Raw genomic sequence first — 23411 nt, forward strand, 5'->3', positions numbered from 1 at the left:
CAGCTCGTGGCGTCATGACGTCAGGCTGGCACAGCAATTCCTATTTGGGAAGCGGAGCCGAGGGTGACAGGCAGCCCCCGCCCTGCTTAATGAGAGCATGGCGGGATCACATAGCTTTGGCGGTCAGGGCCTTTCCGATGCCCTCGTCATTCTGGGCGCCGCCGGAATCGTCATTCCTGCCTTCGCGCGCCTGAAAATCTCGCCGATCATCGGGTTCATCCTGGTGGGTATCATTGCCGGGCCTTCCGGCCTTGGCGCCCTGGTGCCGGATTATCCCTGGCTCAATGCCGTCACCATCACCAATCGGGACGCGATCGAACCGTTCGCCGAGTTCGGCATCATCCTGCTTCTGTTCTCGATCGGCCTGGAACTCAGCTTCCGAAGGCTGATGGCTATGCGGAAGACGATTTTTCGGGTCGGCGCAGCCGAGTTGCTCGGTGGCGCCTTGCTGATCGGCGGCGGCCTGATCGCCATGGGCAACAGCCTGACGGCAGCGGCGCTACTCGGCCTCGCCCTCGCCATGTCGTCGACGGCGCTAGTCCTGCCGATCGCGGGGACCAGTTCGCCGGTCGGCAAGGCCGCCTTCGCCATGCTGCTGTTCGAGGACCTGGCACTGGTGCCATTGCTCTTCGTCTTTGCAAGTCTAGGCGGATCGGGCGGCTGGGCGGAGATCGCCGAAGTCGCGTGGAAGTCGGTTGTCGTCATCGGCGCCATGCTGGTTGCCGGGCGCTTCCTTTTGCCGCCGCTCTTCGCGCAGGCAGCGCGCACTAAGAATCCGGAAATTTTCCAAGCCGTTAGCCTCCTGACGGTGATCCTGGCGAGCATGGCTACCAGCGCGATCGGGCTTTCCCCGATCGTCGGCGCGCTGATTGCCGGGGTTCTCATCGCCGAGACCGAATATCACACCGAGGTCGAGGCCATGACCGCGCCGCTGCGCGGCCTGGCGCTGGGCGTCTTCCTGATTACCGTCGGCATGAGCCTCGACATCGCAACTCTTCTGAACAACTGGTCGCAAGTCCTTGCTGGGCTTGTGCTTGTCCTGTTGGCGAAGACATTGGTCACAAGCCTGTTGTTGCGGCTCAGCGGAATGCGGCCCGGCATTGCCGCCCAGACCGGCCTGTTGATGTCCAGCCCGTCGGAAACGACGCTGATCCTGCTTGGTACGGGCGCCGCCGCCGGGCTCATCAATCCCGAAGCAGCCAGCTTCTGGGTCGTCGTGACCGCCCTCGGCCTGACGGTCACACCGCTTCTCGATGTCCTTGGCCGTAGAATCGCCCGCCGTGTGGACCGGGGAAGCATCGAAGCTGGCGACACCGTCGCCAACAAGACCGTGGTCTTCGGTTTCGGCCGCGTCGGCAGGATGGTCGCCGACATGCTGGTGGAGCATGACCGCGACTATATGGCTGTCGAAAGCGACATCGATCACGTCATCGCTGCCCGGTCCGACGGCTACAACGTCCTCTTCGGCGACGTCGGACGCGCAGGAATGCTGGACCGCCTGGAAATCGGCAGCGCCAAGGCGGTTGTCCTGACCATGGACGATCCGGTGCTTGTGGTCCGCATCGCCAAGGCGATCCGCGAGGATTTTCCCGACCTGCCGATCATCGCTCGGGCCCGCGACACCGACCACGCGGCCCGCCTCTATCGAGCCGGGGTCACCGATGCGGTGCCGGAAGCGCTGGAGGCCTCCCTTCAGCTTTCAGAGGCGGTCCTCGTCGATATCGGGGTCGCGATGGGTCCCGTCATTGCCAGCATTCACGAGAAGCGCGCCCAGCTCCGAGCCCAGATCATGGACGAAGGACATCTGGCCGAAGAGCCGACGCTCGGCCGCCGTCGGCTGCGCGATGCGGTGCCGCCGGCCTAGCTGGCGTCCTGATCGATCACCGTCTGCGCACGTCCCGGGCTGCCTGACTTCAGGCTTTCGGGCGTGACGATGATGACGCTTCCCAGCTTGAGCGATGCCGCGACCGCCTTGCGGAAGGCGTAGGGCGTGTCGAATTGGTCCTTTTCGGCCTGGCTGACGTCCATCGCCTCGCCGCCCCCGGAGAATTGCAGCTTCAGCCAATGTTGGCCGCTGTTATCCCAGGCGCGCAGGATATAGGCCATGCCGCCGTTCAACTTGCCCCTGAAATGCACCGGCGCGGACCCGATCTGGACGCCGTCACGGAAGACCAGGGCGCGCTGGTCCGCGGTGCTGACGATCACCGACGTCATGCCCTTGGGCGCCTTTTCCGGCTTCCATTCGTAGGTGGCGTTGGTGAGCGCTGCTTTCCCGGCAGCGGGCGTCGCTGCCGCGGAAATGGTTGGGGCACCGGAATCCCGCGGTAGAACTGCGAGACTGGTGATGACGACCGTCATGCCGAGAGCGGTCTGACCGAACAGCAGTTCCGAAAATTTCAGCGGCAAGCGAACACAACCGTGCGATGCGGGATAACCGGGCAGCTTGCCGGCGTGGAGGGCGATGCCTTTCCAGGTCAGCCGCTGCATGTTGGGCATGGGCGCGTTGTTGTATGTCCTGGAATAATGGTCCTTGTTCTTCTGCAGGATTGTGAAGACGCCGGTCGGCGTCTCTGTCCCCTTGGCGCCGCTGGAAATGGTGCTCGCCGCAATCGGCAGTCCGTTACGGAACAGAATGGCGCGCTGAGTGGCCAGGTTGACGACGACTAGCGCCGGGCCATCCGGGCTTCGCTCCGGCGCCCATACGAACTCGCCGTTCTTGAGGTCCCGTGCTGCCTCCAGAACGGTCCTGTTGCCAATTTCCACGCGCTGGGCGGACGCCGAGCCGGCGAGAAGGAGGGCCGAGGATGCGACCAAAATGCTGTATCGGATGTTCATGCGGGTCATGATGGTTCCGCGATTACACCATGGGCATAGGGTGATTCCCCGACCGTCTTGGCGACGCCGTAATCAGTGCTAGGCTGAGCCGCGTGCCCTTCGGGTTTTCCCCAATGCATCACGCATCGTCGGAACGGCTATGCCACCGTTCCTGCAGCGGCGTGAGCAAACGGAGCGATCGTGTGATGAGTTTTCGGTCAGCTGCGATCCTCGTGTCGCTAAGCCTCGCTTCACCCTGCTTTGCCGCTTCAAGCCAAAGCGATCCGCTGCGCTTCTTCGAAGGCAAGACCGAGAGCGTCGGCACAATCAAGATCGCCATGAAGAAGCCGTTCCGCACCAAAGCGACTGGCGTGGGCCAGATCGGCCCCGACGGCACCCTCACACTCGTTCAGCGCATCGAGGACGAAGGGCAGCTCCCAAAGGAGCGCCGCTGGAAGATGCGGAAAGTGGGACCGGGCAAATATTCCGGCACCATGAACGAAGCCAAAGGGCCGGTGACCGTCGATGAAGTGAACGGCAAGTACCGCTTCCTTTTTCGGATGGAAGGCAGCGTTTCGATCGAGCAGTGGCTGAACCCGACACCGGATGGCCGTTCGGCGACCAGCACTGTGACCATTCGCAAATACGGAGTGACCGTCGGCCATTCCGACGCGATCGTCCGCAAGCTGGATTAGCTCTCGCTCGCCGGTTCGAAGCGAAGAATCCCCGCAGAATAAGTGCGATGTTCGGCATTGTCGGCCGGATGGCGTTGGCCATCAAGCACCTTCACCTCACGGAAATCGAAGGGTGACACGCTCTCAAGGCAGGCGGCGTTGACGCCAAGTTGATTGGGGTTCGAGCGGCGCTTGTGGTGCGTGTAAATGCCGCAGGTCTTGCAGAAGTGATGCTCGGCCGTGTTCGTATTGAAGCTGTAGGTAGCAAGCTGGTCTTCACCTTGGGTAATGTGGAAGTCGGCCGACGTTGAAGTGAGCGCGACTGCCCCGCGCATGCGGCAGAGTGAGCATGTGCACCGTCGTGCCGAAGCGAAGCCTTCCGTCAGGGTGACGGTAAACCGGACAGCGCCGCAGTGGCAGGCGCCGTTGAGCGTGACGGGGTTGCGCGAAGACGCGTCAATCACGCCGCCACCTTCTCCAGTGCTTCCTTGACCGCGGCGAGGGCTTCTTGCGCCTTGTCGCCATCCGGGCCGCCGCCCTGGGCCATGTCGGGACGGCCGCCGCCGCCCTGGCCGCCCAAGGCCGCAACCGCTGCCTTGACGAGGTCGACGGCGCTGACCTGGCCTGCAAGGTCATCGGTGACGCCGACGGCCACGCTGCCGCGGCCTTCGTTGACGGCGATGAGGGCGGCGACGCCAGATCCGACCCGCTGCTTCAGGGCGTCGATCTCGCTGCGGAGGCTCTTGGGATCGAGGCCATCAACAATCTGGCCGAGGAAGGCGTGGCCGCCCACCTGTTCGGGGCCCGCGGCTTCAGATTTATTGCCGCGGCCAAGAGCAAGCGCTTTCTTGGTATCGGAAAGCTCCTTTTCAAGGCGTTTGCGCTCTTCGACCAGGGCGGCAACGCGGGCCGGGACTTCGTCCGGCGACGCCTTAAGCGTAGCGGCGGCCTCGCGCAGGCGCTGGTCGCGTTCGCCGAGCCACTGTCGGGCGGCTTCGCCGGTCAGAGCCTCGATGCGACGGACGCCCGATGAGACCGCGCTTTCCGATATGATTTTCAGGATCTGAATGTCGCCGAGTGCACGGACATGCGTGCCGCCGCAAAGCTCGACCGAATAATCCCCCTCGTCGAACTGGCCCATGGACAGGACGCGGACCTCGTCGCCGTATTTTTCGCCGAACAGGGCCATGGCGCCGGCGGCAATGGCGTCGTCGGGCGTCATCAGGCGGGTCGTCACCGGCTCGTTGGAGCGGATCTGGGCGTTCACCTCGGCTTCGACCGCCTCGATCTCCTCGCGGGTCATGGCCTTGGGATGCGAAAAATCGAACCGGAAATAGTCCGGAGCTACGAGGCTGCCCTTCTGGGTGACATGGGTACCGAGATGGCGGCGCAGGGCGGCGTGCAGGAGGTGCGTAGCGCTGTGGTTGGCACGGACACGGTCGCGGCGATCGGCATCGACCTTCTGGTGAACGGTTTCGCCGAGATTCAATTCTCCAGCGGTGACCTTGGTCAGCAGCGCGTGAAGCTTCCCAAGCGGTTTCGATGTCTCGGAAACTTCGCCTGAGAAGCCTTTAAGAGTATTGAGTTTCCCGGCATCACCGATTTGCCCGCCGCTCTCGCCATAAAATGGCGTCTGGTTGAGGAGCAGCTGAACCTCATCGCCGATTTCTGCCCGATCGACACGGGCGCCATCCTTGACGATGGCCAGGGCAACGCCTTCGCCTTCGGTGCCGGAATAACCGGTGAACTCGGTCGAACCGAACTCCTCGGCCAAATCGAACCAGAGTTCGTCAGAGCCCTTGTCGCCAGACCCCTTCCAGGCGGCGCGGGCCTGGGCCTTCTGCTCGGCCATGGCGGCATCATAGCCGGTGCGGTCGACCGCGATCCCGCGTGGACGCAGGGCATCCTCGGTCAAATCGTAGGGGAAGCCGTAGGTGTCATAGAGCTTGAAGGCCGTTTCGCCTGGCAGCGTGCCGCCCTTGGCCATGTCCGAGGTCGCCTCGTCGAGCAGCTTGAGGCCGTTTGCCAGCGTTTGGCGGAAGCGGGTCTCCTCCTGGGCCAGCGTCGCTTCGATCAGAGGCTGGGCGCGAACCAGTTCGGGATAGGCCGCGCCCATCTCCGCGACGAGCGCCGGCACCAGCCGGTGCATCAGCGGCTCCTTGGCGCCGAGGAGGTGCGCATGCCGCATGGCGCGGCGCATGATGCGGCGGAGGACATAGCCCCTGCCCTCATTGGCCGGCAGCACGCCGTCGGAAACGAGGAACCCCGAAGCACGCAGGTGATCGGCGATCACGCGGTGCGAAGCTTTCTGTTCGCCCTCGGCGCGCGTCTTGGTCAGCTCTTCGCTGGCGTGAATCAGCGCCTTGAACGTGTCCGTCTCGTAATTGTCGGTCGTGCCCTGGAGGACGGCGGCAATACGTTCGAGGCCCATGCCGGTGTCGATCGATTTCTTCGGCAGCTCGGAGACGATCTCGCCCGCTGCCTGCTCGAACTGCATGAAGACGAGGTTCCAGACTTCCACGAAGCGGTCGCCGTCCTCGTCCGGCGAGCCCGGCGGACCACCCGGAATATGGTCGCCATGGTCGAAGAAGATTTCCGAGCAAGGTCCGCACGGGCCATCGTCACCCATCGCCCAGAAATTGTCTTTGGTCGGGATGCGGATGATGCGGCTTTCGGGCAGGCCGCTGATCTTCTTCCAGAGATCATAGGCTTCGTCGTCGGTGTGATAGACGGTCGCGGTCAGGCGATCCGGCGCAATGCCCCATTCCTTGGTGAGCAGGTTCCACGCCAGCTCGATCGCACGATCCTTGAAATAATCGCCGAAGGAGAAATTCCCCAGCATCTCGAAGAAGGTGTGGTGCCGGACGGTGTAGCCGACATTATCAAGATCGTTGTGCTTGCCGCCGGCGCGGACGCACTTCTGGCTGCTGGTCGCGCGGTCGTAGGGGCGGCTTTCGAGCCCCGTGAAGACGTTCTTGAACGGCACCATGCCGGCGTTGACGAACATCAAGGTCGGGTCGTTCTGTGGCACCAGCGGCGCGGATGTCACCGGCGCGTGCTGGTGACCCGCGAAATAATCGAGGAAGGACCGGCGGATATCGTTCGTCGACGTCATGCACGCGCAGATATGGGACTTGCTGCGACGCGGCAAGCGCGGCTAGCCCTTGCGCATGGCCCGGCGACCCAAGTCCACGATTCCGACCTACAAGCGCAAACGCCGCTCGAAGCGCGGCCTGCCGGCGAGGATCTTCTTCGGGTTAGTGAAGCTGGTCGTCGCGTTCGTGGTGATTTCGGTGCTGTGGGTTGGCCTCTACCGCTTTGTGCCGCCGCCGACGACGGCAACGATGATCGGCGACATGATTGCCGGCAATGGCGCACGCCGCGACTGGATGCCGATCAGCCAGATCGACCGCGACATGGTCCGCGCCGCTATCGCCGCCGAGGACAGCAAATTCTGCAGCCATAACGGCTTCGACCTCGACGCCATCGAGGCGGCGATGCAGCGCAACGCGTCGGGCGGCCGCATCCGGGGTGGATCTACGATCAGCCAGCAGACGGCGAAGAACGCCTTCCTGTGGCAGGGCGGCGGCTATTTCCGCAAAGGCGTCGAAGCCTATTTCACGTTCCTGATCGAGCATTTGTGGGGCAAGCGCCGGATCATGGAGGTTTATTTGAACCTCGCCGAGACCGGCATCGGCACCTACGGGGTCAACGCCGGCTCACAGCGTTATTACGGCCATGACGCCGACGCGATGAGCGCGACCGAAGCTGCCCGCATCGCAGCGATCCTGCCGCTCCCGAAGAAGCGTGGCGCAATCGCGCCAAAAGGCTTCACTCGCCGTTATGGCAATACGATCGCCGCCCGGATTGGAGTTGTCGGTCGGGACGGGCTGGATGCCTGCGTCTACAAGGGCACGACGGCGCCGGCCAACAAGACCCCGCCGGCATCGAAGAAACCCGCGAAGCTACCCGGCGAGGAATATGAAACCGCCGCCCCGCCACCGCCCGCCCACGACGTGAATTCGGCTCCGGTGGAAGTTGCGCCCGAAGCGAATGCGGTAGTGCCGGAGGCGCCGGTAGGTGTGGAGCCGGCGCCCGCGCCCGAACCGCCAGCCGAAAACGAAACTGTGCCGACCAACCAGGGCTAGCCGACGAGCGCGAGCCTCGGCGGTTCCTGTACGGAGAGGCTCACTGCACCATCGCCGGCGATGCGCTCGAGCCTGGCGGCCAGTTCAGCATCGAGGTTGAAGTCGCGGCCGATCAGGACAATTGCCTCGCGGCCGCCGCTGATCGCGACGACGAAACGGACAACCCCGTTGCCACCGCGCGCGCTTTCCAATTCGCGGGCCAGCGACGGCGCGAGCGCCGGATCGCTTAGCCGCACCTCCATCTGGAGGCGGCTCGCCTTGGCCAGCTGCTCCAGTGGCTGGAAACGCTTGATCGTGACGCGGGGGGCATCGTCGCCCTCGCGTCGGTCGAGCTCGACGGTCAGCAGTCCGCAGCTTCCCGACTTGGCCGCGGCCTCCATGTCGGCCGTGGCTTCATCGTCGAACACCATTGCTTCGAATTGACCTGAGGCATCGGAGAGGCTGGCCATCATATAGCGGCGACCCCGCGCCGAGACCCGCCAGCGCACGCCTTCGACGAGGCCCGCCATCGAAGCCGACGCGCGCGATCCCTCCGAAACCGAGACTTCGCCAAGGTCCGAGTAAGTCTTGACCCGGTGAGCGGCGAGCAAATGCTTGTGATGGTCGACTGGATGCGCCGAGAAATAGAAACCAAACGCTTCACGCTCGGCCGCCATGCGTTCAGCCAGCGTCCACTGCGCGTCCTTTGGCAGGCGAATGGGCGGCACACCACTATCCGATCCGCCCCCGAACAGGCCATGCTGGCCGCTGTTGCGCTGATCTGCGGCGCTCGAAGCATGGGCCAGGATGGTTTCGGCCGCGGCGAAGGCGGCCGCCCGATCACTCGCCAGGCTGTCGAAGGCACCTGCGCCCGCAAGGCTTTCGATCTGCCTGCGGTTCAAAAGGCGAGGATCGATGCGCTCCGCGAAGTCATCGAGGCTCTTGAATGGGCCATTCGCCTCGCGCTCGGCGACCAGCGATTCCATCGCCTTCTCGCCGACACCCTTGAGCGCACCCAAGGCGTAGCGCACCTTCCCATCTTCGACGGAGAAGTCCGCGCAGCTCGCATTGACGTCAGGGGGCAGGAGCTCGACGCCGGCCCTCCGTACGTCTTCGGAGAACAGCGCCAGCTTGTCTGTCTGCGCCATGTCGAAGCTCATCGATGCTGCGAAGAACTCCGGCGCGTGATGCGCCTTCAGCCAAGCCGTGTGATAGGCGACGAGCGCGTAAGCGGCGGCATGGCTCTTGTTGAAGCCGTACCCGGCAAATTTGTCGATCAAGTCGAACAGCTCGTTGGCTTTGGCGGGGCCGATGTCGTTTTTCGCCGCCCCCTCGATGAAACGCGCGCGCTGGGCGTCCATCTCCGACTGGATCTTCTTGCCCATGGCGCGGCGCAGGAGGTCGGCTTCACCCAGCGAGTAGCCGGCAAGCACCTGCGCCGCCTGCATGACTTGTTCCTGGTAGACGAAGATGCCGTAAGTTTCCTTCAGCACTTCCTCGAGCATCGGGTGCGGGTAAGCGAGCGGGACGCGGCCGTTCTTGCGGTCGCCGAACAACGGGATGTTGTCCATCGGGCCCGGGCGATAGAGCGAGACGAGCGCGATGATGTCGCCAAAGCTGGTTGGCCGAACCTGGGCCAGCGTCCGCCGCATCCCTTCGGATTCCAGCTGGAACACGCCGACGGTGTCGCCGCGCTGCAGCAGTGCGTAGACGGCGGGATCGTCCCACGCGAGACCCGCAAAATCGACCTCGATCGCGCGCTGGGCGAGCAGTCGCTGGCCTTCCTTCAACACCGACAGTGTCTTGAGGCCAAGGAAGTCGAACTTCACCAGCCCCGCCGCTTCGACATATTTCATGTCGAACTGCGTGACCGGCATGTCCGAACGCGGGTCGCGATAGAGCGGGACCAGCTGGTCGAGCGGGCGGTCGCCGATGACGACGCCGGCAGCGTGCGTCGAGCTGTGACGCGGCAGGCCTTCCAGCTTCATCGCCAGGTCGAACAGGCGCTTCACGTCCTTGTCGGCGCGATATTCGGACTGCAGCTCCGGCACGCCCTGCATCGGCCCACCGTCCTTGTCGCGGGCGCGCCCAAGGCTGCGTTCCAGCGTCCACGGGTCGGTCGGGTGGTTCGGGACTAGCTTCGCGAGACGGTCCACCTGGCCATAGGGCATCTGGAGGACACGCCCCGTGTCTTTCAGCACTGCACGGGCCTTCAGGCGGCCGAAGGTGATGATCTGAGCGACCCGATCGCGGCCGTACTTACCCTGGACGTAGGTTATGACCTTGTCGCGGTGGGTTTCGCAGAAGTCGATGTCGAAGTCGGGCATCGACACGCGTTCGGGGTTGAGGAAGCGCTCGAACAGCAGGTTGAGCGCGATAGGGTCGAGGTCGGTGATGGTCAGCGACCAAGCAACCACGGACCCAGCGCCCGACCCGCGGCCCGGGCCGACCGGGATGTCGTTCGCCTTAGCCCATTGGATGAAGTCGGCGACGATCAGGAAGTAGCCGGCAAACCCCATGCGAATGATGACGTCGAGCTCGAAGTCGAGGCGCTCCGCGTAACCCGCTTTCTCTTCCTCGCTGCGCCCTTCAAGGCGGCGGGCGAGACCTGCGTGTGCTTCCCGGCGGAGCTCATCGTCCTCGTGCTCGGACAGGCGCGGCAGGATCGGCTTGCGGCTTGGCGCGGCGACGGCGCAGCGCTGGGCGATAACGGAGGTGTTGGCGATGGCCTCCGGCAGGTCGGCGAACAAGGCGATCATCTCGCCGCCGCCCTTTAGCCAGGCTTCCGGCGAGGAGGTCGGCCGCTCGGCATTTTCGACGTAGGTCGAATTGGCGATGCAGAGCATAGCGTCATGCGCCGCGTGAAAGCTCGGCTCGGCATATTGCGCGGGGTTTGTGGCGACCAGCGGCAGGTCCATCGCATAAGCGAGATCGATGAGGGCAACCTCTGACGCTTCCTCGATCGGATCGCCACGCCGGCTGATCTCGATGTAGAGGCGATCAGGGAACAAGGCCTTGAGCCTGCCGGCATAGCTGCCCGCCTTGTCCGCCTGCCCGTCGGCGAAGAGGCGGGCAATGGCCCCCTCGCCACCCGCCGTCATGGCAATCAGACCGTCAGTCTGCCCCTCGAGTGCCTCGAACGGCACATGCGGGTCCTCATGCGCCGGTCGGTCGAGGTGCGCTGCCGAGACCAGTTTGCAGAGATTGTCGTAGCCGATTTCGTCCTTGGCGAGCAGGGCCAGCCAGTCGATCTTGCCCGTAGGGCCGATGTCGGCAGGCCGTGCTACCGCCAGCAACGTGCCGATGATCGGCTGAATGCCCTCCGCCTTGGCCGCGTCGGAAAAGCCCATGACGCCGTAGAGGCCATTGCGGTCGACGATGGCTACCGCCGGGGAACCGAGCTTCTTGACCTGTTTGGCGATCGCCTTCGGCTCGATCGCGCCTTCGAGCATCGTGTAACTGGAAAAGACTCGCAGAGGTACGAAAGGCGCAACCGACATCGCGAAACTATGGGCCTTTGAGGCCGGACTTCAAAGCTTCGCAAAGCGCTTTTTCCACAACTATTTGAAGTCGGGTAGCGTCGCTCTCCGGTAATAGAAATCGAACGCCGGCTGCCAGCTCTTGCCACCGTCGGTCGAATTCTCGGCCCACTGCCGGACTTCGCCATTCGGCATCAGCTGGTAATGCATAGAGACCAAAGCGTCCTTCGCGGGTCCGGCATAGTTCGCCCAGTTCCCGGTGATCGTCATGACGCCATCCTTGAACCCGCCGTCAAGATCGACGCGCGTGCCGCTGCTGTCGATCCACACCTGGCGCCATTGTTTCAGCTTGGAGTCGTAGAAGCTCAGCGAACCGCCGCCGCCCGCAACCTCCTTGCCGACCGGCATCCAGTTCTCCCGGATGGCACAACCGGTATAGCGCTTTTCGATCAGCGAATGGGCGATGACCTGGTCAGCGCCCTTGGGACGTACCTCCCAGGAACCAACCCAGAAGTCCCATTGATGCGATTCAGGGCTGTTGCACCCCGGTGGGGCCGGCGGCGGCGCAGCAGCCTGAAGAGCAAGGACCAGAAGAAGCATTGGCGTTCCTCCTCGCCCACCAGACTAGGCCGGCGGGACAACCCCTCAACCACGATTCGACGAATGGCCTAGAGGACAGCCTCGATGTCGCGCTGCATATCTTCCGGCTTTGTCTGCGGTGCATAGCGCTTCAGCACCTTGCCGGTGCGGTCGACCAGGAACTTGGTGAAGTTCCACTTGATGACTTCGGAACCAAGCAGACCGGGCGCGTCCTGCTTAAGCTGCTTGTAGATCGGAGCGGCATTGGGACCATTGACGTTGATCTTGCCCATCAATGGGAAGCTGACGTCGTAGGTCAGCTTGCAAAAATTGGCGATTTCCTCGGCATTGCCGGGCTCCTGCGCGCCGAACTGGTTGCAGGGAAAGCCGACGACGGTGAAGCCCCGGTCCTCATATTTCCGCTGCAGCGCCTCCAGGCCTTCGTACTGCGGCGTGAACCCGCATTTCGAGGCGACGTTCACGATCAGCAGGGCCTTGCCCTTGTAGGCTGACAAATCGGTCTCCGAACCGTTTGCAGCGGTAACGGGAATGTCGGTGATCGCGGTCATTCCAGCACTCCTTCATGCAATCGTACCACGCGGTCCATCTTGCGGGCGAGGCGCTCGTTATGAGTCGCGACCAGGGCCGCACTGCCCTCCCCTCTGACAAGCCTGAGGAATTCAGCGAGGACCGTATCGGCGGTATGCTCGTCGAGGTTGCCGGTCGGCTCGTCGGCAAGAATGAGCGGCGGCCGGTTGGCGAGCGCGCGGGCGACGGCCACGCGCTGTTGCTCGCCGCCAGACAGTTTTGACGGACGGTGGTCCAGCCTTGCGCCAAGCCCGAGTTGGCCGAGCAATTCCTCGGCGCGGGACTTGGCGGCTTCGGGCTCGGCGCCGTGGATGACCTGCGGCAGGATGACGTTCTCCCGCGCGTCGAAGTCGGGCAGCAAATGGTGGAACTGGTAGACGAAGCCGAGCGCGTCCCGGCGCAGGTCGGTGCGGCCATCATCGTCAAGTTTCGATGCTTCCTTGCCGAGCAGCTTGATCGAGCCCGAGAAGCCGCCTTCGAGCAGGCCGACAGCCTGCAAGAGCGTCGATTTGCCGGAGCCTGATGGCCCCAGCAGGGCAACGATCTCGCCGGGCTGAACGGCAAGGTCGATGCCGCGCAGCACCTCTATGGTGACGTCGCCCTGGGTGAAGCTGCGCTTTAGGCCGGTAGTCTGGAGGACCGCATCACTCATAACGCAGCACCTGCACGGGATCGGTGCTCGCCGCCTTCCAGGCCGGATAGAGCGTGGCGAGGAACGACAGCACCAGAGCCAACAGCACGACCGTCAGCACCTCGAACGGGTCGGTCTTGGCCGGCAGCTCGGTCAGGAAGCGCACCGAGGGGTCCCAGAGGTTGGCGCCGGTCAAGAACTGGAAGGCATTCACGATCCCCTGGCGGAAGAAGAGGAACAGAGCACCTATGATAATGCCCAGCACGATGCCCAGCGAGCCGATGGTCACACCCACCGTCATGAACACCTTCATCAGGCCGCGGCGGCTGGCGCCCATAGTGCGGAGGATGGCGATGTCGCGGGTCTTGGCGCGGACCAGCATGATCAGCGACGACAGGATGTTGAAGACGGCAACGAGGACGATGAGCGACAGGACGACGAACATCGCCACCCGTTCGATCTCCAGGGCCTCGAAGAGGGCCGAATTCATCTGCCGCCAGTCGGTGATAATGGCGCGGTCCTTTGCCAAGGGCTGCAGCGGCGCCAGAATCTGGCCGACCTTATCGGGATTGGTCACCTGCACCTCGACCATGCCGACATCGTCGCCGAGCATCAGCAGGTTCTGTGCGTCCTGGATGGGCATGACGACGAAGGCATTGTCGTAATCGTACACGCCGACTTCAAAGATCGCGCCGACCTTGTAGCTGACAATGCGTGGGACGGTGCCAATCGGGGTCGCCCGGCCTTCCGGGCTGATCAGCGAGATTTCACTACCCGGATAGGCGCCAAGCGCCTCGGCGAGGCGCGAACCGATGGCGATATTGCCACTGCCGGGCGTGACCGTCTTCATGTCGCCCGACTTGACGTTTTCGTTCATCGTCTTGTTCGTGCGAATGTCTTCGGGGCGAACGCCGCGAACCAGGACGCCTTCGACGCGGCCATTGGCTGATGCCATGAGCGGCTGCTCGATAAGGGGAGTCGCGGAGAGGACCCCGGGCGTTTTCTTGGCCGCGACCGCAATCTGTTCCCAGTTCGACAGGCGACCGTCGTAGCCCTGGATAACGGCATGACCGTTCAATCCGACGATCTTGTCAAAGAGTTCGGCACGGAAGCCGTTCATGACACTCATGACGATAATCAGGGCCGCAACGCCCAAAGCGACCGCGCCAAGGCTGATGGCGGCGACCAGGAAGATGAACCCCTCGCCCTTTCCGGGGAGCAAGTATCTTTTCGCGATCATCCGCTCATAGCGGTTCAATATCATGCGCTAAGCCTCGTAAGCGCAGATTCAATGGAAAGTTCTTCGCGGTCCCCGGTGCGGCGATTCTTGAGTTCGACGACGCCCGACGCCAGCCCCCGCGGGCCTATGATGACCTGCCAGGGCAAGCCCATCAGGTCCATTCCGGCAAGCTTGGCCCCTCCCCGCTCGTCTCGGTCGTCGTAAAGGACTTCGACGCCCGCGTCATGAAGTGCGGCGTGAATCTTCTCGGCAGCACCGGCGCTGGCATCGTCATCCTGCCGCATGGTGACGATGCCGACTTTCCAGGGTGCGACTGCATCCGGCCAGACGATGCCGTTGTCGTCGTGGCTCGCCTCGATGATCGCGCCGACGAGTCGGGACACGCCGACGCCGTAGCTGCCCATCATCGGCGTCACCATGCCGCCATCGGGACCTGTGACCTTCAGGCCCATGGCCTTGCTGTACTTGTCGCCGAACGAAAAGATGTGGCCGACCTCGATGCCGCGGCCGGTGCGACGGCGTTCCTCGGCGACCTCCGACCAGCGGGCCTCGTCATGGGTCTCGTCGGTGGCCGCGTAGGTCGAGCTTACTTCGTCGAACATCGCTTGGAGGCCGGCCTTGTCGCCGTAGTCCAGCCCTGCGCGGTCAAGATCGATGGCCTCGAACGCGGCGTCATAGAAGACCTTACTTTCGCCCGTCGGCGCGAGGACGATGAATTCATGGCTGAGATCGCCACCGATCGGGCCGGTCGCGGCCTTCATGGGCACTGCCTGGATCCCCAGGCGCTTGAAGGTGCGCAGATAGGCAAGCAGCTGCATATTGTAGCTGTGGCGGGCGCCCGCTTCGTCCACGTCGAAGCTGTAGGCGTCCTTCATCAGGAACTCGCGACCGCGCATGACGCCAAAACGCGGGCGCACCTCGTCCCGGAACTTCCACTGGATGTGGTACAGCGTGCGCGGCAGGTCGCGGTAGCTCTTCATGTCATCGCGGACCAGCGCGGTCAGCATTTCCTCGTTGGTCGGGCCGTAGAGCATCTCGCGGTCGTGCCGGTCCTTGATGCGAAGCATTTCGGGGCCGTAGGCATCGTAACGGCCGCTTTCGCGCCATAGGTCGGCCGACTGGATGGTCGGCATCAGCATTTCGATGGCGCCGGCGCGGTCCTGTTCCTCGCGGACGATCTGCTCGATCTTCTTGAGTACGCGGAATCCCAGCGGCAGCCAGGCATAGATGCCAGCGGCGGTCTGCCGGACGAGGCCGGCGCGGAGCATCAGTTTGTGGCTGACGATCTGGGCGTCGGCGGGGCTTTCCTTGAGGACGGGCAGATAGGCTTTGGAGAGGCGCATGGGCATGCGCTCTACTGAGGGCACCGGCGGCTGGCAATGCGGCGGCGATTGTGGCGGCGACGCCACAGGGTTGGCGCAAAAGCCGCTGTACTGTTGTTTAACAATGGTCAAGCGCCGCGAACCGGCTTAGCCAAGGCTCTACCGAGCGCCGGCCGGTCCGGAGGTTCGGGGAGGATGCCGGTCTTTTTGGCAGGCGCTTCAAGACTCCAAGGGGGCTGACGAGCAATCGTCACGCAGGACGCCCGGATCGCCAGACGGTCCGGGCGTTTGCATTTGGCCGGGCGTTTGCATTTGGATTGTCTAACCTAGGTTACCCTGGCGGAACGATCTGCGCACTTCGGGCTTGACCGAAGCGTGACCGTCAACATCGATCTGCTCATCCGCAAGCTTCAGGCCCGCCATGACCTCTCACGCGAAGAGGAAAGTGCCTTGCGCTCCATCCACTGGATCGAGCGCTCGTTCGAACGCAACCAGGTGATGGTCAGAGGGTCCGACGAGCTTCATCACAGCATGCTGCTTCTCAGCGGATTCGTTCTGCGCTCAAAGATCGCAGCCGACGGGTCGAGGCAAATTGTCGAAACGAACGTCGCAGGCGATTTTGTCGACCTGCACGGATTCATCCTCAAGCGCCTTGAGCATGAGATCAGCGCTGCGAGCCCCTGTGACGTCGCGCTCGCGCCCCACGACGACCTGCGCCGCATCACCAACGCCTTTCCTCGCTTGACACGGGTGCTCTGGTTCCAGACGCTGGTCGATGCCTCCATCCATCGCGAATGGATGCTGGTTCTGGGAAAGAAACGGAGCCGTTCGCGCATCGCGCAGTTCTTCTGTGAGATGCAGGCCCGTCTGAAGATTGTCGGCCTCGCAGACGCGAACGGATATGACCTTCCCTTTTTCCAGCAGGAACTGGCTGACATCACAGGCATGAGCCCGGTTCATCTCAATCGCTGTCTGAAAGAGCTGCGCGACGGTGGGCTCGTCACCTACCGCGCGGGCAGGGTAGAGATTCACGAACTTGCCAAATTGGGACGCGACGCTCAGTTCGACCCCGCTTACCTGCACATCGGCCACCACGAAATCTAGCCGCCTCGGCGCTCCTTTGGCAGCACGAGCGAAATCGTGCGATCCGCGAAATCGATGGCGACCTGGTCAAACCCGCTCAGCGCGTTCATGCCGAGCAGGATGGCGGGCTTCCGGTCGAGGCCAAGCAGGCGGAACGTATGCGCATCTGCGAACATCATTTTCAGACCCTCGAGCCGCGCCCCGCCAATTTCCAGCGCCTGAGCCGTGGCAAGTTCGCCTGGCAGCGACTGTCCCGTGACGGACACCAGGCTTGTGGGTTCCGACTGGCCAAGGCGTCCATGGCGGGCGAGGCGCTCCCGGAGCGCCAAATTACCGACGGTCAGGGAAGATCCGGTGTCGAGGATCACGCTCACCCGTTCGCCGTCGACGATCGCATCGGTAATCACGAGACGCCCCTGTCGCGCCTTGGCACGGACGATGATCGCATCATCTTCAAGCTCCGCCCTGTCATTGCCTGAAAGAATGAGTAGGCGCTTCTGGCCAAAATCGAAGACGACTTGCTGGGATCGCAGCGAGTCGATGCCGAGGATACCGTCGGCGCCGATATTCGAGGCGTTGAGCATCGGCGCGCTGATATTCTTGACAGACCGCCGGCTCATTCGGAGCTCGGGCAGCAAGGCCATGCTGACCTGGCTCGCCCCGGTAGCGCTGTGCAGGATCGCCTTCGGCCGTTCGGAGAGTTTCAACTCACTCACCAGTTCACGCGAAACGGACGTGCGTCCTGAACCCGTATCGACAAGAAACTGAAACGGCCGTGATTGGCCGAGCCTGACCGGCACGGTCATCCGGTCGTAGTGATCCGAGGCCATGGCCAGGTCGGTCTCGTCACCGGTGATCGCGCCCGGTGGAGCCGGCACGGCCTCGTAATGCATGACGGGCGGCGGCTCCTGGCCGGCCAGGACCGGCGCGGCAAAAAGCATCCAGAGAGTCATGCATTTCATCGCAAGCGACGATGATACTATAGATTGGCGAAGCCCGGCAAAGGGATGGTAGCGGAGGAGGGACTTGAACCCCCGACACGCGGATTATGATTCCGCTGCTCTAACCAGCTGAGCTACTCCGCCCCAAAGGGCCGGTAAGCGTTTGGGAACGCTCCGAAGGCGCGCGATATAGCAGCCAATCCGCGCCGGTCAACGCGAGTGGCCCAGTGCGTAAGTTACGGGAACCGCCGCCTTTAACCCTCGTTAAGCGAGGCGGATTGGAGAGAGCTTCGAATGGACCCCCTCACCCCCCTCGACACCTTGTGCCGGATCATCCTGCGTGCGCGGGAATATGAGGCGCAGACGCCGACCGACTATGACGGCGGCGAGGCGGCCGAAAACGTCGATGGCGCCGATGAGGAAGCGCTTTCGGTCCTCGACGATTCGATCAACGATAGCGTCGAGGAAGAACTGAAGGCTGCCTTCGAAGACCTTGGCGAGGATCAGCTGGCGGAAGTCCTGGCGTTTTGCTGGGTCGGGCAGGGTACTTATGAAGCCGCGGATTGGGACGAGGCGATGGAAGAGGCCCAGTCGATCGTCAGCGACGGCGCCGACGGCGCGATCGACGAACTGATGGAGCAGCCGATGCTGGCCTCCGTGCTCGAATCGGGTCTAGCCGCCTTCGACCTTAGCTGCGACGGGATCGGCGATCTTTCCTAGTGATGGAAGCTCCAGGTCTGGAGCGTTTCCCAAGGGCCGCCCAAATAACGATGCAGGCCAAGCCCCGAAATGCCGAGCGGGCGCGGATGGAAACCGGCCTCCAGCGCTTCCAGCAGCAGGCGTGATTCGCGATTGGGAACCTTGTTCTGGATGGTGACGTGCGGTCGCCAGCCACCGCTGTCTTGGGCGCTGAGCATGCCGTGAAAAGCGTCGGACAGGGCATTGCGGATAGCGTCGAGGTCGTCGGAAACGACCCGAAAGGCAACGCCGCCGCCAAGGTCCATGATGCCCGCCACCGAGGCTCGCGGCGGCCTGGCGTTCACAGCCATCGCCAAACGATGCCGCGCTTCACTTTCCAGTGACGGCGGCAAAGCGTGAAACATGGTGAGATGGGCCGGAAGCTGGTTGCGCTCGGCCGGATAGTGGGCGCGTCGCAGCCGGTCGAGCCAGGCGAGGTCGGCCGGCGCGAGCTCGGCAGTCACGATCAGCGCCCCGGCCATTCGTCCTTCTCGACCTCCTCAAGCCTTTGGGCGTGATCAGCGATCAATCGCTCACCGCTCATGCGGGCATCGCGCCACGGCAGTTTGAATAGCCTCTCACCGACGCCCGCAACACCGCCTTCCGTGACGACGACGTAAGCGATGCGGCCGCTGCTCTCGCCGGCCATGGCATCGACGCAGGTTCCCGCGTCCCTGCCGCCGACGAGCACCTCCGCGCGGGACAGCAGCGAGACTGGAAAAAGCGCCTCGCCCGGTGTGTGCTCGCTCGCCTGAGCTGCCGCCTTTCCGCCCTCCTCCACTTTTGCCTGCCGTCCCAGCCAGCGCCAGATGCCGAATAGGTTGAGGAAGGTGAGAACGATATTCGTCCACAACAGCGCCTCCTGTCCCGTCATCAGGCTAACGCCGATCCAGCTCAACGACCCGAACAGGAAGACGATGAAGCCGGTGCCGGTGATTCGCGCGCCGAGGTTGGACGCGGTCAGCAGCGCACCGCCGATGGTGGCGGCGGTCGCCACCCAGGAAAGCATGTTGTCCATGGACGCGCCAACCAGCGGGCCGGCGGGAGGTTCAAATCTCGACCTGGCTACCCAACTCGATGACGCGGTTGGTCGGCAGCTTGAAGAATTCCATTGCGCTTTCCGCGTTGCGCAACATCCAGGCGAACAGCCGCTCGCGCCAGATAGCCATGCCGGGCCGGGCCGACGGCAACAAAGTCTGCCGGGCAAGGAAGAAGCTGGTGTCCATCATCTTGCACTGCGAGCCGACGCCTTTGATCTCGGCCAATGCCGACGGAACGTTGATTTCGTCCATGAAGCCGTAGCGCAGGACGACGCGGAAGAAGCCGGCGCCATAGTCCTTTGTCTCGGCGCGCTTTTCCTCGGGCACGAACGGGACGTCCTCGATCCGGACCGTGAGTAGCATCACCCTCTCGTGAAGCACTTTATTATGCTTGAGATTGTGCAGCAGCGCATGCGGCACGCCGCTCATTGCGGTGGTCATGAAGACCGCCGTCCCCGGCACGCGCGCGGCGCTGGCGGATGCCGACTTGATGAAAACTTCCATTGGCAGCGCCGCTTCGTTCATCCGGTCGATCATCAGCTTGCGGCCCCGCGCCCAAGTGGTGAGCAGCGTGAATGCGAAGGCGCCGACCAACAGCGGGAACCAGCCACCATCCGGCACCTTGAGCAGGTTCGCCGAGAAGTAGAGCAGGTCGATGAACAGGAAGAGTGCCAGCACCGCGCTCGCCGCCAGCTTGTTCCAGTGCCACAGGCTCACCAGCACGACGCCGATGAGAATGCTGTCGATCATCATCGCGCCGGTGACGGCGATGCCATATGCGGCCGCGAGGTTGGACGAGGACTGGAAGGTCACGACGAGCGCAATCACCATCACCATCAGCGCCCAGTTGACGATGGGGATGTAGATTTGTCCGCGCGCCTTTTCGCTGGTGTGCGTGATACGCAGGCGCGGAATGAAGCCGAGTTGGATCGCCTGCTGGGTGACCGAGAATGCCCCGGAGATCACCGCCTGGCTGGCGATGATGGTCGCGGCAGTCGCGAGGAGAACGAGCGGCAGGCGGAAGGCTTCCGGTGCAAGAAGGAAGAACGGATTCTTCACCGTCTCCAGCGCCTGCGCGGGGCTCTCGCTCAGCAGCATGGCGCCCTGGCCCATATAGTTGAGAAGCAGTGCCGGGAGCACGAACACCAGCCACGACACGCGAATCGGGTTGCGGCCGAAATGCCCCATGTCGGCGTAGAGCGCTTCCGCGCCAGTGACCGACAGCACGACGGAGCCCATGGCGATGAAGGCGGGCAGAGGTTGATGGAGGTAAAACTCAACGGCGTTCAGGGGGTTGAGCATCTGATAGATGACCGCCGGATGCTTCATGATGTGAGTGACGCCTAGGAAGGCGATTGCACTGAAGTAGATGAGCATGATCGGCGCGAACATCAGGCCGACCTTGCCGCTGCCGCGGCTCTGGATGGCGAACAGCCCGACCAGGATGCCGATGGCGATGGGCACGACATATTCGCCGAGCCCGGGATTGACGGTCTTCAGACCTTCCACCGCCGACAGGACGGAGATGGCAGGAGTGATCATGCTGTCGCCGTAGAAAAGCGCGGTCGCGAAAACGCCAAGGAGGACGATTCCCCCCGTCCATTTCTTGCGCCCTCGTTCGCCGCCCATCGAGCGGTTGATGAGCGCCAGCAGGGCCAGGCTGCCACCCTCGCCCTTGTTGTCCGCCCGCATGATGATGGTCACATATTTGATCGTGACGATGACCATCATCGACCAGAAGATGAGGCTCAGCACACCGTAAATATGCAGTGTGTCCGGAACCAGCTTATGGTGGCCGGCGAACGTCTCGCGGAAGGCGTAGATCGGCGACGTACCGATGTCGCCGTAAACAATGCCGATGGCGCCGATCGCCAGCTTGGCAAGCGAGCCTTGCGGATGGTGCCCGTCATGGGACTCTGCGGGCGGCTCTGTGACTGCGGCGCCCGTGGCTGTGATGTTCATTCGTGCCCTGCGCCGCTCATACTTTGCGGTCCGCGGCACTAGCACCGGCAAAAAGGCGCTGCAATCGTTGGCGCTCGCGTCTATAGGCCCGCGCAAATCCCATATTGGAGCGAACGAACGATGCGCATCGGAGTGCCGAAAGAAATCAAGGTGCATGAATACCGGGTCGGCCTGACCCCGGCCTCTGTGGCCGAACTGGTCGCCGCCGGGCACGAAGTCGTGGTCGAGACTACTGCCGGCAACGGCATCGACTGCCCAGACAAGGCCTATGAAAAGGCCGGCGCCAAGATCCTCCCGGACGCCGCATCGGTGTTCAAAGCCGCGGATATGATCGTCAAGGTCAAGGAACCGCAGCAGCAGGAGATCGCCCTCCTCGAGCCGCGCCACATCCTCTTCACCTACCTTCACCTCGCCGCCGACAAGCCGCAAGCGGAAGGCCTGGTGAAGTCGGGCGCGACGTGCATCGCCTATGAGACGGTGACGTCGAATTCCGGCTCACTGCCCCTCCTGAAGCCGATGAGCGAAGTCGCTGGCCGCATGTCGGTCCAAGTCGGCGCCCATTATCTCGAAAAGGAACAGGGCGGCCGCGGCGTGCTGCTCGGCGGCGTTCCGGGCGTCGCCCCGGCCAAGGTGGCGATTCTCGGCGGCGGCGTCGCCGGCGTGAATGCTGCGCAGATGGCTACCGGCATGCGCGCCGACGTCACCATTTACGACATCAGCAACGAGCGTCTGGCCGAGCTCGACATGTTTTTCTCCAGCCAGATCAAGACCGCCTACGCGAGCCGCTCGGCGATCGCGCGTGCCGTCGAAGAGTCTGAGCTGGTGATCGGCGCGGTGCTAGTCCCCGGCGCCGCCGCGCCGAAGCTCGTCACCCGCGACATGCTGAAGACCATGAAACGCGGCTCGGTCCTCGTCGACATCGCCATCGACCAGGGCGGCTGCTTCGAAACCAGCCATGCGACGACCCATGCCGACCCGGTCTATGAAGTTGACGGCATCATTCACTATTGCGTCGCGAACATGCCGGGCGCCGTCGCGCGGACCAGCGCCTTCGCGCTCAACAATGCGACCCTGCCGTTCGCCCTGAAGATCGCCAGGCTGGGCGCCGAGGAAGCGATGAAGCAGGATCCGCATCTCGCGGCCGGCCTCAACGTGTCGGGCGGCAAGATCCGCCACCAGGCTGTCGCCGAGGCGCTCGACCTGCCCTACGAAGCGGCCTGACCCCGCTCCAGCATTGCTACTCCGTCCTCGACCAATGGCCGCCAACCGGCCTGGGCGGGGGCGGAGGCAAGCAAGGCTTTCCATTCCTTGAGTGCGGCATCGCGCTGTCCTGAGCGCAACATTCCGAGACCGTGGAAGAATTTCGGTGCCGGGCTCCACGGCGCCACCTTTTCCGCACGCGCGTAAGCGAACTCAGCTGCTGGCGTCATGACGCCGGCATGGTCGACCAGCGCATTCCCAAGCCCAACCCAGAGCGTATAATCGTCAGGGTGCGCGCGCAGGCCCGATTGGACCAGCACAACGGCTTCGTCGGTCTTGCCTCGCGAGGCAAAACTGTCAGCGATGATCATCCAATGTTCGGATCGGGTGAACTGGCCCATCAGGATGTGGCGGGCGCCAGCAACGTCCACGTAATGGCTGGCCGCGCTCCCCTTGGCGGGCGAACCCGCAAGCCCGGGGCTTCCCTGCAGGGCATAGCCGGCGCCGCCAAACATCAAGGCCGCCGCGGCAATCGTCAGCAGTGGGCCGCGGACCCGGAGCGCCCACAGACCCGCCAGCGAAAATACCCCGAGCAGGATAAGGAGAACCAGACCGGTCATGGTTTGCGCCTTTCAAACCGGGCACGGGCAATCCAGGCGCCAATAAGCAGGAGCACCAGCGGAGCGGCCCATAACGGCCATGTCGCGGGATCGATCGGGGGTTTGTAGCTCACCCAATTGCCGTAACGTTCAATCAGCCACCGCCGTACTTCAGCGGGCGATTGCCCCGCAGCGATCCGGGTCCGGACCATGTTGCGCATGTCACCGGCAAGGTCCGCATCGCTGTCGGCGATCGACTGGCCCTGGCAGACGAGGCACCGCAACTGCTCCATCAACGCCTTGGCCTCGGCCTCCTGCTTTGGGTCGGGCAACTGGCGGTCGGCCCATTGTGCGGGCGGAAGATTGGAATCCGCCATCGCGGGCGCAGCCAGGA

At 63.5% G+C, this 23411-nt stretch carries 20 protein-coding genes, 1 tRNA gene and 1 pseudogene; 6 read left to right on the top strand and 16 right to left on the bottom strand.

Going from position 1 to position 23411, the window contains the following annotated elements; translation table 11 throughout:
* Positions 1-97: 97 nt before the first annotated feature.
* A complete protein-coding gene (locus tag LZ536_RS01545) occupies positions 98-1864 on the top strand; it encodes a cation:proton antiporter domain-containing protein (RefSeq protein ID WP_249846547.1) in 1767 nt (588 codons plus the stop codon).
* Here LZ536_RS01545 and LZ536_RS01550 read toward each other — a convergent pair.
* Entirely contained in the window at positions 1861-2844 is a 984-nt protein-coding gene (locus LZ536_RS01550; RefSeq protein WP_249846548.1) for a L,D-transpeptidase family protein, read from the bottom strand. The two genes, LZ536_RS01545 and LZ536_RS01550, sit on opposite strands and share 4 nt — an antisense overlap.
* A gap of 176 nt (positions 2845-3020) precedes the next feature.
* Between LZ536_RS01550 and LZ536_RS01555 the strand changes: the two genes are divergently transcribed.
* The gene (locus tag LZ536_RS01555; RefSeq protein WP_249846549.1) at positions 3021-3509 is read left to right on the top strand and encodes a DUF3833 family protein; all 489 of its coding nucleotides are present in this window, start codon (positions 3021-3023) and stop codon (positions 3507-3509) included.
* Here LZ536_RS01555 and LZ536_RS01560 read toward each other — a convergent pair.
* Together LZ536_RS01560 and alaS are read right to left on the bottom strand one after the other, a co-directional pair.
* Entirely contained in the window at positions 3506-3952 is a 447-nt protein-coding gene (locus LZ536_RS01560; protein WP_249846550.1) for a GFA family protein, read from the bottom strand. The genes LZ536_RS01555 and LZ536_RS01560 overlap by 4 nt on opposite strands.
* Positions 3949-6603 (bottom strand): alanine--tRNA ligase, encoded by a 2655-nt coding sequence (alaS, locus tag LZ536_RS01565; RefSeq protein ID WP_249846551.1) that lies wholly within the window; start codon positions 6601-6603, stop codon positions 3949-3951. Before alaS ends, LZ536_RS01560 begins: the two co-directional genes overlap by 4 nt.
* A 55-nt stretch (positions 6604-6658) precedes the next feature.
* On the opposite strand from alaS, the pseudogene mtgA reads away from it, so the two are divergent.
* Positions 6659-7393 (top strand): annotated as a pseudogene (mtgA, locus tag LZ536_RS01570) (monofunctional biosynthetic peptidoglycan transglycosylase); the annotation flags it as partial.
* A 239-nt stretch (positions 7394-7632) separates the two neighbouring features.
* On the opposite strand, the gene dnaE reads toward mtgA, so the two are convergent.
* The 6 genes from dnaE to proS form a co-directional block, all read right to left on the bottom strand.
* Positions 7633-11115: a DNA polymerase III subunit alpha gene (gene dnaE, locus LZ536_RS01575; protein ID WP_249846552.1), complete on the bottom strand. Its 3483-nt coding sequence runs from the start codon at positions 11113-11115 to the stop codon at positions 7633-7635.
* Positions 11116-11175: 60 nt separating this feature from the next.
* Positions 11176-11694, bottom strand: coding sequence for a hypothetical protein (locus tag LZ536_RS01580; protein WP_249846553.1), 519 nt, complete (start codon positions 11692-11694; stop codon positions 11176-11178).
* Between the two features lie 68 nt (positions 11695-11762).
* Entirely contained in the window at positions 11763-12242 is a 480-nt protein-coding gene (locus LZ536_RS01585; RefSeq protein WP_249846554.1) for a glutathione peroxidase, read from the bottom strand.
* Positions 12239-12913, bottom strand: coding sequence for an ABC transporter ATP-binding protein (locus LZ536_RS01590; protein WP_249846555.1), 675 nt, complete (start codon positions 12911-12913; stop codon positions 12239-12241). Before LZ536_RS01590 ends, LZ536_RS01585 begins: the two co-directional genes overlap by 4 nt.
* Complete coding sequence (locus tag LZ536_RS01595; RefSeq protein ID WP_249846556.1) at positions 12906-14156, bottom strand: lipoprotein-releasing ABC transporter permease subunit; 1251 nt, start codon at positions 14154-14156, stop codon at positions 12906-12908. The genes LZ536_RS01590 and LZ536_RS01595 overlap by 8 nt, the downstream gene beginning before the upstream one ends.
* A complete protein-coding gene (gene proS / locus LZ536_RS01600) occupies positions 14153-15475 on the bottom strand; it encodes a proline--tRNA ligase (RefSeq protein WP_249846557.1) in 1323 nt (440 codons plus the stop codon). The genes LZ536_RS01595 and proS overlap by 4 nt, the downstream gene beginning before the upstream one ends.
* 354 nt (positions 15476-15829) lie before the next feature.
* Between proS and LZ536_RS01605 the strand changes: the two genes are divergently transcribed.
* On the top strand, positions 15830-16558 hold the full coding sequence (locus tag LZ536_RS01605; RefSeq protein WP_249846558.1) for a Crp/Fnr family transcriptional regulator: 729 nt from the start codon (positions 15830-15832) through the stop codon (positions 16556-16558).
* Here the strand turns inward: LZ536_RS01605 and LZ536_RS01610 are convergent.
* Both LZ536_RS01610 and LZ536_RS01615 read right to left on the bottom strand, forming a co-directional pair.
* Positions 16555-17478 carry a retroviral-like aspartic protease family protein gene (locus tag LZ536_RS01610; RefSeq protein WP_249846559.1) on the bottom strand — a complete coding sequence of 308 codons (924 nt, stop codon included), beginning with the start codon at positions 17476-17478 and terminating at the stop codon, positions 16555-16557. The two genes, LZ536_RS01605 and LZ536_RS01610, sit on opposite strands and share 4 nt — an antisense overlap.
* A 67-nt stretch (positions 17479-17545) precedes the next feature.
* Positions 17546-17622 (bottom strand) — tRNA-Met (locus tag LZ536_RS01615).
* Positions 17623-17772: 150 nt separating this feature from the next.
* Here LZ536_RS01615 and LZ536_RS01620 point away from each other — a divergent pair.
* A complete protein-coding gene (locus LZ536_RS01620; protein WP_249846560.1) occupies positions 17773-18198 on the top strand; it encodes a DUF3775 domain-containing protein in 426 nt (141 codons plus the stop codon).
* Here the strand turns inward: LZ536_RS01620 and LZ536_RS01625 are convergent.
* From LZ536_RS01625 to LZ536_RS01635, 3 genes are read right to left on the bottom strand one after another with little or no spacing between them, the layout of a single operon-like run.
* On the bottom strand, positions 18195-18698 hold the full coding sequence (locus tag LZ536_RS01625; RefSeq protein WP_249846561.1) for a 2'-5' RNA ligase family protein: 504 nt from the start codon (positions 18696-18698) through the stop codon (positions 18195-18197). The genes LZ536_RS01620 and LZ536_RS01625 overlap by 4 nt on opposite strands.
* Entirely contained in the window at positions 18683-19234 is a 552-nt protein-coding gene (locus tag LZ536_RS01630; RefSeq protein ID WP_249846562.1) for a PRC-barrel domain containing protein, read from the bottom strand. The genes LZ536_RS01625 and LZ536_RS01630 overlap by 16 nt, the downstream gene beginning before the upstream one ends.
* Before the next feature lie 31 nt (positions 19235-19265).
* Positions 19266-21212, bottom strand: coding sequence for a potassium transporter Kup (locus LZ536_RS01635; protein ID WP_431357933.1), 1947 nt, complete (start codon positions 21210-21212; stop codon positions 19266-19268).
* 126 nt (positions 21213-21338) lie between these two features.
* Between LZ536_RS01635 and ald the strand changes: the two genes are divergently transcribed.
* A complete protein-coding gene (ald, locus tag LZ536_RS01640; RefSeq protein ID WP_249846564.1) occupies positions 21339-22439 on the top strand; it encodes an alanine dehydrogenase in 1101 nt (366 codons plus the stop codon).
* Here ald and LZ536_RS01645 read toward each other — a convergent pair.
* Together LZ536_RS01645 and LZ536_RS01650 are read right to left on the bottom strand one after the other, a co-directional pair.
* Positions 22424-23038 carry a tetratricopeptide repeat protein gene (locus LZ536_RS01645; protein WP_249846565.1) on the bottom strand — a complete coding sequence of 205 codons (615 nt, stop codon included), beginning with the start codon at positions 23036-23038 and terminating at the stop codon, positions 22424-22426. The genes ald and LZ536_RS01645 overlap by 16 nt on opposite strands.
* Positions 23035-23394, bottom strand: a complete 360-nt coding sequence (locus LZ536_RS01650; RefSeq protein WP_249848528.1) for a cytochrome c-type biogenesis protein — start codon at positions 23392-23394, stop codon at positions 23035-23037. Before LZ536_RS01650 ends, LZ536_RS01645 begins: the two co-directional genes overlap by 4 nt.
* Between the last annotated feature and the right edge of the window lie 17 nt (positions 23395-23411).

Source organism: Sphingomonas alba (genome assembly GCF_023516555.1).
Classification (GTDB): Bacteria; Pseudomonadota; Alphaproteobacteria; order Sphingomonadales; family Sphingomonadaceae; genus Sphingomicrobium; species Sphingomicrobium album.